The organism is Selenomonas sp. WCT3, from assembly GCA_900100835.1.
Taxonomy (GTDB): domain Bacteria; phylum Bacillota; class Negativicutes; order Selenomonadales; family Selenomonadaceae; genus Selenomonas_A; species Selenomonas_A ruminantium_E.
Window position 1 is genome coordinate 171,128 of record FNCM01000002.1, and the last position, 11,371, is coordinate 182,498.

Consider the following 11,371-nt stretch of genomic DNA (forward strand, 5'->3'; position numbering starts at 1 on the left):
GGAAATCCTCCAAATCAATCAATTCTCAGTCATTATCACGGCGTTCACGGCAAATGCCACGGTCGGCATTGCGCAGGAAACGCAACAGATGATCAACTTCCTCACAGGAATCAACCTCCTGCTCGATTACCGAGATTGCCTGTTCCAGCGTAAGGCCGGCGCGGTAGACAATCTTGTACGCCTGTTTGATGTTGCGGCGAGCATCCAGTTTGATGCCGGCACGGGAAATGCCGACACTGTTGAGGCCTACCACCTTTGCCGGACGGCCGTCAACAATGGTAAAGGGAACGACGTCCTGGGTAAGCTTCGACATGCCGCCAACCATGGCATTGCGGCCAATCTTGACGAACTGATGAACACCAGCCATGCCGCCAACCACAGCCCGGTCCTCAACGACAACATGGCCGGCCAGGCTTGCCAGGTTCGACATGATGACGTGATTGCCAACGATGCAGTTATGGGCAACATGGGTCAGAGCCATCAGCAAGCAGTCGCTGCCGATACGGGTTTCTTCCCCTTCACCGGTAGCACGATGAACCGTTGCCCCCTCACGAATGGTGGTGCGGTCACCGATTACCGTATAACTCTTCTCGCCCTTAAATTTGAGGTCCTGCGGTTCTTCACCGATGGATGCCCCCTGGAAGATATGGCAGTCTTTGCCGATTTCCGTCCAGCCCTGGATTACAACGTGAGGGCCGATTACCGTACCCTCACCAATCTCGACATTCTCACCGATAACCGAGTACGGACCAACCGTGACGTTCGCGGCAATCTTCGCCCCCGGTGCGATAACTGCAGTCTCATGTATATTATTTGTGATACTGTTTTTCTCAGTAGTCATCTGCTCCAACTCCTTCAACTATCCTTAAACTGACAGCCATTCACCCCTGAATATGGCTGCAGGTTTCTTTGCTCTGTCCTTATATTTATATATTCCCCAAGAAACTCCAAATTCTCGTATCTTATATGACAGCAAATCTAGGCGTTTTTCGAGTTGAACAAAGATTATCTCTTTCTCTCATGTAAAAATCATTGAAAATCAAAGATTTTCGCTTTTTCTCATAGCAAATTTGAAATCAGCCGAAGCAGCAAGCTTACCATCCACATAACCATCACAGTGAAGCATACCGAAATCGCCGCGCACACGAACGAGGTGGGACTTCGTAACCAACTGGTCGCCTGGTACTACCGGATGTTTGAACTTGACGTTCTCCATACCGCCGAACAGGGCAATCTTGCCACGGTTTTCCTCCGGATAGAGCATCATGACACCGCCAACCTGAGCCATAGCTTCAAGGATCAGGACGCCCGGCATGATTGGATGATCTGGGAAATGGCCACGGAACTGCGGCTCCATCATCGTAACGTTCTTGATACCCGTTGCCGATTTCATCGGGTCCAGTTCAATGATGCGGTCAACCAGCAACATCGGCGGACGATGCGGCAGGATTTTCTGAATTTCGTTGATATCTAAAACCATGTTTATTCCTTCTTCCTTATAATTTCTCACAATCCAACATTAACCCAATGCACCGGCAATCACTTTCGCCAGCTGCGTATTAAGCGCATGACCGGAAGCCGCCGCAATGACATGGCCGCGGATTTTTCCTGCCAGACGCAAATCGCCAATTACGTCCAGGATTTTATGGCGGACCAATTCGTCTTCATAGTGAAGCGGATTGAGCCAGCCTTCATCGTTGTAGACGATAACGCTTTCGAGCGTACCGCCAAGGCCCAGCCCCATTTTACGAAGTGCCTCAATCTCTTTTTCGTAAGCAATCGTACGGGCCGGTGCAATTTCCTTATGATAGGTCTCCGGTGTAATCTCGAAGTTCTGATACTGAACGCCGATGAGCTTATGCGGATTAAGTGACGTAAAGCTGACCCGGAAACCGTCGTAGGGAACTACCATGACAAAGCGGCTATTTTCCTCATCATCGATGCGGTAAACCTTATCGATAACAATTTCATGGCATTCCTTTTCCTGTTCCTGGCGGCCTGCCTTCTCGAGCAGTTCAAAAAACACCAGCGACGAACCATCCGCTACCGGCGGTTCTTCCGAATCCATCTCCACTATGCAGTTATCGATGCCCTGCGCGTGGAAGGCACTCATCAGATGCTCGATGGTAAATACTTTATATCCATTTTCCTCTACGGTCGTCGCGCGCAGCGTCGACGTAACATTTGAGGCTGCAGCATGGATTGACGGCCGTTCCGCAACGTCGGTGCGAACGAACAGGATTCCCGTATCAACCGGAGCCGGTTTGAGCACCATATGAACGTCCCGTCCCGAGTGCAAGCCGACACCGGTGTAGGAAACCTCTGCCGCAATCGTAATCTGTTTCTGCAAAATTACTCCCCCCGAATAAAAATTCCTTTCTCTATTTTACCCAACATCGTTCGGTTGTGCAAGTAGCCAAAGGGCTCACTATTCTTCACGAATGGACTTCCAGCGGTCATGGAGCCAGAACCATTCTTCCGGATACTTCCGGACATGGTCTTCGATGGCTTTTGTTAAGAGCTGCGACGTCCGGCGGATATCCTCCCGTTTGTCTTTCGTCTTTTCGACATGGAACGGTCCTTCGACAATCAACGTATGCATGCCGTTTTCATCGCGGTGCATAAACGAGGTAAATATCGGCACATTCTGAAAGCGCGCCATCGAAGCCGCGCCCGGCGTACAGTTGGTCGGCTGGTTGAAGAAGTCCAAAATAATGCCGTCATGCCGGTTGGTATCCTGGTCCATAATCAGGCCGATAGCCCAGCCTTTCTTCAGCATGGCAAACATTTCCCGCACATCCGTCTTGTAGGTGATGTGCATGCCAATCATCGTCCGGTATTCATTGATAAACCGGTCTGCTCCCGACGATTTCTGTTTCATCGCTACGCCGACCAGCGGGATGCCAGCCATCGCAAAGGCGCCCCCCATAAGTTCCCAGTTGCCGCTATGTGCGGCCGCAATGATTGCTCCTTTTCCTTCCGCCATTCCCTGCTGGAGTTTTTCCAAACCTTCGATGCGGACATTTTCCTGCGGTTTCTTTTTTATCAGCGGGAAGCGGAGCACCTCGAACAGCATCGGGCCAAAGCGGACAGCGCTTGCCTTGGCAATCCTCAGGGCTTCTGTCTCATCTACTTGCAGGCATGTCTGTATCTGGCTTTTGGCCAGCACTTTGCGCTTTGCCGGCAGAACGAGCCAGGCAAAATTACCCAGCCCCCGTCCCAGTGCCTCACACACGCTGCGCGGAAGCAGACAGGCTATGGCACTGAAGGCTTTCATCAGATAGTAGGAAAACATTCTTTTTCCTCCCTTTTCCTAACGGTTATCCTCTCATAAAAAGACCTCCTCAAAAGAGGAGGCCGCTTATCGTCTAGATTACTCTTTTTCGTATTTTGCCAGTTTCTTTTCCAGCTGTTTGAGCTTCTTGTTCATCTCCGGCAGGTGTTTCATAGCCGCCTGCATCCGCAGCCATTCCGTGTGGGACTGAACCGGGAAGCCCGCGCAGAATACCCCTTCCGGCATGTTGCTGATAATCCCCGAACGGGCTGCATAAACCGAGTTGGCACCGATGTTGATATGGCCAACCGTTCCCACCTGGCCGCCAAAGGTAACGTTATGTCCGACGGTCGTGGAGCCAGAGATTCCCGTCTGAGCGACAATCAAGCAGTTCGGGCCAATTTTGCAGTTGTGGCCGATATGAACGAGATTGTCGATTTTCGTGCCCTTGCCGATAACCGTCGAGCCCATAGCGGCACGGTCGATGCCATCATGAGCACCGATCTCCACATCATCCTCTAGGATGACATTGCCCACCTGGGGCACCTTCGTATGAACGCCGTCCTTCGTGGTAAAGCCAAAGCCGTCGGAACCGATTACTGCCGAGCTGTGCACAACGCAGCGTTTGCCCACGTGGCAATGCTCACGGACCGTAGCGCTTGAATAAATAACACTGTCTTCCTCAATCTCGGCATACTGGCCAATATAGGTGTGGGGATACAGCGTTACGCGGTCACCGATAACAGCATGGTCATCCACCACCGCAAAGGGCATGATTACGACATCTTTGCCGATTTTTACATCTTTGCCGATGTGTGCCTGCTCGCTCACGCCAGTTTCAAACTGAAGTTTCGGCGTAAAGAGCTCCAGCAGTTTGGCAAAGGCTGCCCGCGGTTCTTCCACATACAGGGCCGTTTTCGGGAAGTCCTCAATCCCCTCCGGCAGCATAACGGCTGCTGCCTGGCAACTTTTCGCCTCTTCGATATGAGGGTCGACTGCAAAGGTCAAATCATTTTTCCCGGCACCTTCAATATTATCCAAGCCATGAATCTCTACAGATGCATCACCCACAATACGACCGCCGACAAACTCTGCGATCTCCTGCAACGTCTTTTTCATGTTTCTTCTCCATCCTTTTCCTTACTGAAGCTTCGAAATGACTTCGTCCGTCACATCGACAGCCCCTGTGATGGCAATGGGCTGTTCCTGAGAATTATTGACCACCGCATCCAGTTTCTTTTCCTTGGAAACCGCTCCGAGGGCAACATCAATCTTCTGACGAAGCTGGAGGGAATAAGACTGATTGATTCCCTGCAGTTTGCGCTGAGCATCCATCTGGAGTTTCTGTGCATCCTCCTGACTCATATTCGGATTTTCCTTCATCTTCTGCTGAATCTCAGCCTGGGACTGTTCTCTGGCTTCGTTCAGTTTCTGATTCCCCTCTTCTACCAATGCCGAAATCTGCGGTGCTTCTTTCGAAACACGCTCGCCATCAATATAACCAATCTTAGCCTGGCCACAACCACTCATGAGCATCATCGATGCGAATGCTGCTGCCAGCAGGGCCGTAGATTTTTTGCGTAATTTCATGTCGTTATTCGCTTCTTTCTTTCAACTCTTATTATCTTCAGTTCCCTCTTCCCCCTGAGAAGGAAGGGTGCTGATTTCCTGTACCAATTCATCCGTCACATCGACGGTGTTGACGCCTACCACCATACCAGTCGAGCGGGTAACCCGCTCAAACATCTCCTGATGGGGCCCAAAATTGGAAAGCAGCTGCGGCCGGTTGGCCAAAATTAAGGTAAAGTGGTGAAGTATGGCAACCTTTGCGGCTTTTCCCGCCACATCGTTTAAAATGTGGCTTTCCAGTGCCTGAAGTTTTGCCCGTTTATCCGCCAATTCCTTGCGTTTTTCCAAGCGCTGCTGAACCATCTGGACCTTTTCCATTTGCTTCTGCATGGCTTCTGCATTCCGCTTTTCCGCCTCAGTCTTTTGGGCAGCAGCATTGGCCTTTTGCGCATCGTGCTTCTGGGGCAAATCCTGGCGCCAAGCTTCCAGTTCCGGTGCCAATTCCTGCTTTACGTGGTCACTTATCTGCTGTTGATATTCCTGATAGAGTTCCACTTGGCGCACACCGCGCTCCCGGCGAAGCTGCTGGCGCTGCGCCTCCCATTCGGCACGCTCTGCCTCTCTTTGCTGCTGGCTATCCAATGGATTGTGCATAGCCGCCTGGTTGTCCAGCTTGATGTTGATGTTAAGCAAAGCATTGAGGTATTCCTCGTTGATGGCATTGCGGCGGGCCTGATATTCGGCATCCGTCGCCGTGCGGTAGTCTTCCGTAAGGCGCTTGCGCTTCCGCTCGATTTCCGCCCGTTTGCCGATTACATCCTGGGCATTCTTAGCCCAAACCGAATCATCAAAGGTCTTTTTATCAAGCTCTGGCGGTTTTACCGTAAAGAGCTCAGCCAAATCCTTCGATTCAAGTTCCAATACCCGGCACTCTTCCCGGAGTCCTTTGAGCTTTTCATAATCCGGGTGAGCTTCAATAGCCTGCTGCCAATCGATAAGACCAGCCTCAGCCCGAGGGGCTGCCTGCTCATTATCCGCAACCGTGCTGGTGACAAAGGAACGAAAGAGCCCCGCCCCTGCGGCCACCAGACAGGTAGCAACAATGGCACCTGCGATGATATTGCGCCGCCTTTTCGACAAGCGCACGTTTTTTTCCGCGGGCTTCTCCTCTTCCATCTTTGTCTCACCTCTTTAAAAGAATTACCGAGCGCAACAAGTGGCTCGGTATTTCCAGGTCCATATACCCTTATCGGAACGTCCGCTTACCGGCGTCCTGGATTATTTGCTGATCTGTTTGATGACATCCTGCGTGATGTCCTGGCCGCCATAAACTACAGCACCTTTTTCCAGAACAACCGAAAGGCCCTTCTGCTCAGCAACTTTCTTCACAGACTCCTCAACGCTCTTCTGCAGCGGTTCCGTGAGTTCCTGACGCTTCTGCATGAGGCGCTGCTGGGTCTGCATTGCATAGTCCTGCTTCTCCTGGTCGTTCATGTTGGCCGTCTTGGAAGCGAACTCCTTCTGAGCTTCTTCATAAGCCGTATTGAATTCCTTTTCTGCATCCTGTGCCTTCGGATTCTGGCTCATTACCTGATTATAGTCAACAACACCAACATTCGAGCTGGCAGCGTTTGCAATCCCCGTACCAGACTGCGTAAGAGCCAGAGCAACCACGGAACCGACAAAAACGATAGCGATAAGAACGCTGATGATCTTTACCTGTTTCTTCTGTAATTTAACCATTTCAAATTCTCCTTTTCCCTTGCGGGGCTTGGTAGCGTTAAATTTTCCGCTATGGCATGGTTTTAACCCGCCATACACGAATTTCATTATAACAAACTCTTATTCCTTATTCAAGCATATTCCTTCAATTCACCTGAGCCCGCCATCAGAAATTACCGATTACGCGGAGCCAATTCTGATGGCGGTCCACCAGGTATTCCAGGGCGAGGAAATCATGCATTTTGTAGCGCAGGGCTGCCTCGCCATTTTTGTCAAAGAAACGATACTCGTACCGCAATAACCAACGGGCTGCCAGCTGCTGGGATGCCGCCATGATAAAGCGCCGCTCGTGCAAATCGTAGCGGAGCTGGGCATGAGTCCTAGAACTCAGACGGCGATCATAACCAGCGGCCCAACCCCAATCCATATCCTGAGGCATGAGGTCCACCAGCAAAAACAGCTCATCCTGCTGGGACAGCATCCTACCGGCATGAAATCGGAACAACAAACTCTCGTTGTCCTCGTGACCGTTTTTATCTTTGCGCCCGATATCCAACCAGCCAGTCAACCGCAACCGGTAGCGGCTTGTATCCGAACGGCTCATGACATGGAGCCGTTCGGCCACGTCCATGCTGACCGTCGTTTTCATATGGTAGGAACGAAAATCCGATAATTGGTCAAGTTCCTGGGCAAACTGCTGGGAAAGCTCCTGCTCATGCCGTTTGATGAACGCCACCGGAACCCCAACCAAATCATCTACCTTATCCTGCATCACCTGTCGGCGGGATAAGAGGGTGACATTAGGTACCGTGTCCGAGCGCATGGATAAATCCACCGTCCGCACCACCGGCAATTTCGGATAAACCACCAGTTTTACTTTGGCTTCACTTGCCGGGTCAATCTCAAAATCACCACGGAACTCCGGCAGATGCTCGGCTAAATAATCATTTAGATGATGTTTGAGGACGCCATTGGTCCAGTCCGTTGCCGCTGTGGGAAGTCCCGTCAGCGCATCCTGGAATACCCGATCCACCTCAGCCAGGTCCCGGCGGACCAAAGCCTCCATGCGCGGTGGCATTCCTTCCACCTGCACAGCCACAGCCACCTTGGTGATGACATCAGACCAAGGCAAAAGCATTACCTCCACCTTGGTCTCAGCTGCTGGCTGAATCGTCACCTGACGAACCGTATAGCCTACCAACACCTTATCAAACACCTCATGGATGAGCTGTTCCTTCTGCTGGCGGGAAGCCGCCACCGACGCCACAGGCTGGCCATCAATAAGCTGTCCGGCTATAGCCTGGACGCTCTGCTGCATGCGCTGCTGCACCAGCGGCGGCATGCTGTCAGCAGCAGTTACAACCGCCGTCACCTTTTCTACCCGTTGCGGGGGAGCCGCTGCCGCCGGCTGGCTCATAGCCAGCCAGCCAAAAGCCATCAGCAAAGCCAGGATGGTCTTCATGCGGCCAGACACTTCCTTTCTTCGGCAATTAGAACGTGCCACCTACCGTAAAGTGGACACGACCGCCATTCTTGCCGCGGCCATAATCGAGGCGCAGCGGTCCAATCGGCGTATTCAGGGAAAGGCCGACACCTACACTGCCCTGGATGTCGTCAGCACCCGGTACCCAGTCATTGTACCAAGCACCACCCCAATCGGTGAACAGGGCGCCCTGTACTTTCGAAACGATGGGGAAGCGGTACTCAAGGGTCGCCAGTGCCATACGGGTGCCGCGGAACTGGTCCTCACGATAACCGCGCAAGCTGCTCTGGCCACCGACCTTGAACAAGTTGAACTCCGAAATATGACCACGGCCTGCACCATACTGACCACGCATCGCCAATACCTGCGCATGGCCCACCTTTACATAACGCTGGTCTTCAATGGTCATCTTCTGGAAGTCGAAATCTGCCCCCAGGCCAGCCACCTCACCAGAGATGCTGATACGTCCGCCCGTTGTCGGATTGTAGATATTGTCACGGGTATCCGTTACATGCTCCAGGGTAACGCTGCGGGTCGTACCAAAGTTGTCCTTCACCCACTGAGTGCCCTGGCGATTACCGGCATTACCATCCTCCGTATGACGTACATACTGATCCTTGCGGTTGCGCAGCGTAATGTAGTTCGTGGAATATTCGCTTACCGGACGGCTCAGGGTAATCTCGCCACCGGAATATTTCCGCATGTAAGATTCTTTATGATGTCCGTCCGTATCGTAATCATCGTATTCATAAGTACGGTTGTAAATGCGGAAGGTCCCCGCCGTTTCCTTATCATCGAGCCATGGCTTACGATAGGAGAAGGAATACCCATGGGCATCGGAATCGTCACCGCTCTTTTCAAAGGTCAAGCTGACCGCGTCACCCGTACCACGGAAGTTCGTGTCGCCAACGCTAATCATGCCGATGACACCGTCTTCACTGCTGTAACCAGCACCGATGCCAAAGGAACCCGTGCGTTTCTCTTTGACATCCAGCTCTACTTCTACCGCATTCGGCTCAACGCCCGGATTCATCTTGATATTGACATCCTCAAAGAAGCCCAGGTTATAAACGCGCTGAAGGCTGCGGCGTGCCTGTTTGGAGTTAAAGGGCTCGCCTGGTTTCTGACGCATCTCGCGCAGGATAACGCGCTCTTTCGTCTTGGTGTTGCCCTTTATCTTATAGCTTTCCAACGTACCCTCGTTGATTTTCAAAACGAGATTGCCGTTGCGGTCAATATTCATATCCGTAATCTTGGCCAGGATATAGCCGTCTTTGCGGTACTGGTCCTGAATCGCCTGGACGTTCTGCTGCAGCGTGCGGCTGTTCAGGAGATCGCCCTGCTTGACTGTAATCAAACCGTAGAGAACCTCATCGGACTCCACCGTATTGCCGACAATCTTGACGCTGGACAGGACCGGATTTTCCAGCACATGATAGGTAATAACTACACCTTCCGGAACCTTTTCAAAGGTCGGGTAGAGGTCATAGAAATAACCGGTGTTGTAAATCGCATCGCGATCCTTGTTTAAGCCCTTAACCGTGAACATATCCCCTGTATGCATGGTAATCGCAGCTTTAGCCGTGGCTTCTGTTGACTTTGTCGTCCCCTCAAAAGCCGTGTCGACAATGGTCTGGCCTTCAAAGGACTTCATGTGTTCGGCGATTTCCTTTTCCTGGGGACGAACTTTGCCCCACTCCTGAGTACGCGCATCAACAGCTGCATCCTTTGCCTGTTCTTTGGCTGCCTCAGCCTTCGTCTGAGCCGGTGCCGCATTCTCAGTGACAGGCTGTGCCGAAGCTTCTGCATTAGCAGCTGGAGCCGTCACATCAGTGGCTGCACAAGCGGCCCCTGGGAATACCGAAAAACTGGCAGCCAGTGCTACCGCATAAGCAAGGAATCTTTCATTCTTTTTGTTCAAGGATCAAAACCTCCTAGGTGTAAATATCTATCATCACTACTGCCGCAGGGCTTTGCCTGCTGACTGCATGAGTTTCTGTGTTTCTGCATCCGGTACCTGTCCGGATTTGTTGACAGCTGGTGCAGGCTGTTCGTTCCGGGGCAAAGCCCGAGGCTGTTCCGGGGCAGCTTCTGCCGGAAGCATCCTTGGCGCCTCCGCCTTGACTGACGACGGCTCCGGTGCTGGTGCTACCGGGTCGGCATTGCGCTCCTGCTCAGCGGGCTTTACCTCCGCCGAATGGTCTTTTTCAGCCATGGATTCCGTTGGCAGCGAAGCATCCTGTTGTGGTGCTAACGGCACTTTTTTCCCTTGGGGAAATGCCGCCATACCAACTACCACCAAGATAACTGCCACCAGAGCCGGCAGCAAACGTCCTGCCCAGCGCTTTAGCTTCGCACTGCGGGGGCTGTCCTTCACCTGAGCCAGCTCTGCTTTGGCCAGCATCAAGTTCAAATCGCCCCGGACGTCGTTTTCTTTATCCAGCGAATGCTCTGCCTGTCCCAGCCAATCACGGGCCGCACGTATATGATTTTTTTGTGCTTTGCGCCGATCCGACATAGAACCCCCTCCTGTGATTCCAATCCTCTTAAATCTCTAGAACTATAATCCAGCACGAGGTTCGATATTTGACCTGCTATTTTACACGATTATCATAAAACAGCCGCGTTTATTGCCAATTATTAGCATTTTTTATCGGTTTTCTACTGATTTCCACCAGAATTCACCAATTATGCATAAACCGTGACAGCATTCCCCGCACACGGCGAATGCCGTTTTTCTGCAACCGATAGACATGGGATATACTGACTTGCAGCCCCTCCGCCATATCGCCAGCTGCCTCGCTTTGCATGTACAATCCCTCCAGGACTGCTTTTTCCTTCGCCGGCAGCCGGTCCATGGCCTGATGGAGACGGCTCGCCAGCTCATGGCTTTCCGCCTGCTCCATTACCGAAGGACTCATATCCGCCAGATTATCCTTCAGGGAATCCCCGCCGTCAGCCGGCAACGCATCCATACAAGCCACATCAGAATTCCCTTCCTTCTGAAGAAAATTCAGCATGCGGCCACGAATGCGATGAACGGCAAACAAGCTGAAAGCCACCCCGCGTTCTGGCTCATAATGTTCCACGGCCTCAATGAGTCCCACTGTGCCTTCCTGTACCATATCCATGACCGATTGCAGCTGGCGGTATGGCAAGGCCTGTTTGAAAACCAAGGGCTGATAGGACTCTATGAGCAGGCGCCTGGCATCCTCATCGCCTTCTTCTTTAAACTTACGCCACAGCACTTGTTCCTGTGCTGGCTCCAACAGCCGTACCCGGCTCAACTCTACGATGTACTGCTCAAACTGCATCCTGCTCAC

Annotated in this window: 12 protein-coding genes; all 12 read right to left on the minus strand. The window is 52.2% G+C overall.

Annotated elements, in window-relative coordinates:
• Nucleotides 1–25: 25 nt before the first annotated feature.
• A complete protein-coding gene (gene lpxA, locus BLQ36_RS02560; RefSeq protein ID WP_074513824.1) occupies nucleotides 26–841 on the minus strand; it encodes an acyl-ACP--UDP-N-acetylglucosamine O-acyltransferase in 816 nt (271 codons plus the stop codon).
• Between the two features lie 198 nt (nucleotides 842–1,039).
• On the minus strand, nucleotides 1,040–1,480 hold the full coding sequence (fabZ, locus tag BLQ36_RS02565) for a 3-hydroxyacyl-ACP dehydratase FabZ (RefSeq protein WP_033171546.1): 441 nt from the start codon (nucleotides 1,478–1,480) through the stop codon (nucleotides 1,040–1,042).
• A gap of 39 nt (nucleotides 1,481–1,519) precedes the next feature.
• Nucleotides 1,520–2,350: a UDP-3-O-acyl-N-acetylglucosamine deacetylase gene (gene lpxC / locus BLQ36_RS02570; protein ID WP_074513825.1), complete on the minus strand. Its 831-nt coding sequence runs from the start codon at nucleotides 2,348–2,350 to the stop codon at nucleotides 1,520–1,522.
• A gap of 78 nt (nucleotides 2,351–2,428) precedes the next feature.
• Nucleotides 2,429–3,295 (minus strand): lysophospholipid acyltransferase family protein, encoded by an 867-nt coding sequence (locus tag BLQ36_RS02575; protein WP_074513826.1) that lies wholly within the window; start codon nucleotides 3,293–3,295, stop codon nucleotides 2,429–2,431.
• A gap of 78 nt (nucleotides 3,296–3,373) precedes the next feature.
• On the minus strand, nucleotides 3,374–4,393 hold the full coding sequence (lpxD, locus tag BLQ36_RS02580) for a UDP-3-O-(3-hydroxymyristoyl)glucosamine N-acyltransferase (protein WP_074513827.1): 1,020 nt from the start codon (nucleotides 4,391–4,393) through the stop codon (nucleotides 3,374–3,376).
• A gap of 21 nt (nucleotides 4,394–4,414) precedes the next feature.
• Nucleotides 4,415–4,864 carry an OmpH family outer membrane protein gene (locus BLQ36_RS02585; protein ID WP_074513828.1) on the minus strand — a complete coding sequence of 150 codons (450 nt, stop codon included), beginning with the start codon at nucleotides 4,862–4,864 and terminating at the stop codon, nucleotides 4,415–4,417.
• A 21-nt stretch (nucleotides 4,865–4,885) separates the two neighbouring features.
• Nucleotides 4,886–6,019 carry a hypothetical protein gene (locus BLQ36_RS02590; protein WP_074513829.1) on the minus strand — a complete coding sequence of 378 codons (1,134 nt, stop codon included), beginning with the start codon at nucleotides 6,017–6,019 and terminating at the stop codon, nucleotides 4,886–4,888.
• Between the two features lie 102 nt (nucleotides 6,020–6,121).
• Nucleotides 6,122–6,586: an OmpH family outer membrane protein gene (locus BLQ36_RS02595; RefSeq protein ID WP_074513950.1), complete on the minus strand. Its 465-nt coding sequence runs from the start codon at nucleotides 6,584–6,586 to the stop codon at nucleotides 6,122–6,124.
• Nucleotides 6,587–6,731: 145 nt separating this feature from the next.
• On the minus strand, nucleotides 6,732–8,027 hold the full coding sequence (locus tag BLQ36_RS02600; RefSeq protein WP_074513830.1) for an acylphosphatase: 1,296 nt from the start codon (nucleotides 8,025–8,027) through the stop codon (nucleotides 6,732–6,734).
• Nucleotides 8,028–8,055: 28 nt separating this feature from the next.
• A complete protein-coding gene (locus BLQ36_RS02605; RefSeq protein WP_074513831.1) occupies nucleotides 8,056–9,969 on the minus strand; it encodes a BamA/OMP85 family outer membrane protein in 1,914 nt (637 codons plus the stop codon).
• Nucleotides 9,970–10,005: 36 nt separating this feature from the next.
• Nucleotides 10,006–10,566: a hypothetical protein gene (locus BLQ36_RS02610; RefSeq protein WP_074513832.1), complete on the minus strand. Its 561-nt coding sequence runs from the start codon at nucleotides 10,564–10,566 to the stop codon at nucleotides 10,006–10,008.
• A gap of 163 nt (nucleotides 10,567–10,729) precedes the next feature.
• Nucleotides 10,730–11,362 carry a sigma-70 family RNA polymerase sigma factor gene (locus BLQ36_RS02615; RefSeq protein WP_074513833.1) on the minus strand — a complete coding sequence of 211 codons (633 nt, stop codon included), beginning with the start codon at nucleotides 11,360–11,362 and terminating at the stop codon, nucleotides 10,730–10,732.
• Nucleotides 11,363–11,371 lie beyond the last annotated feature (9 nt).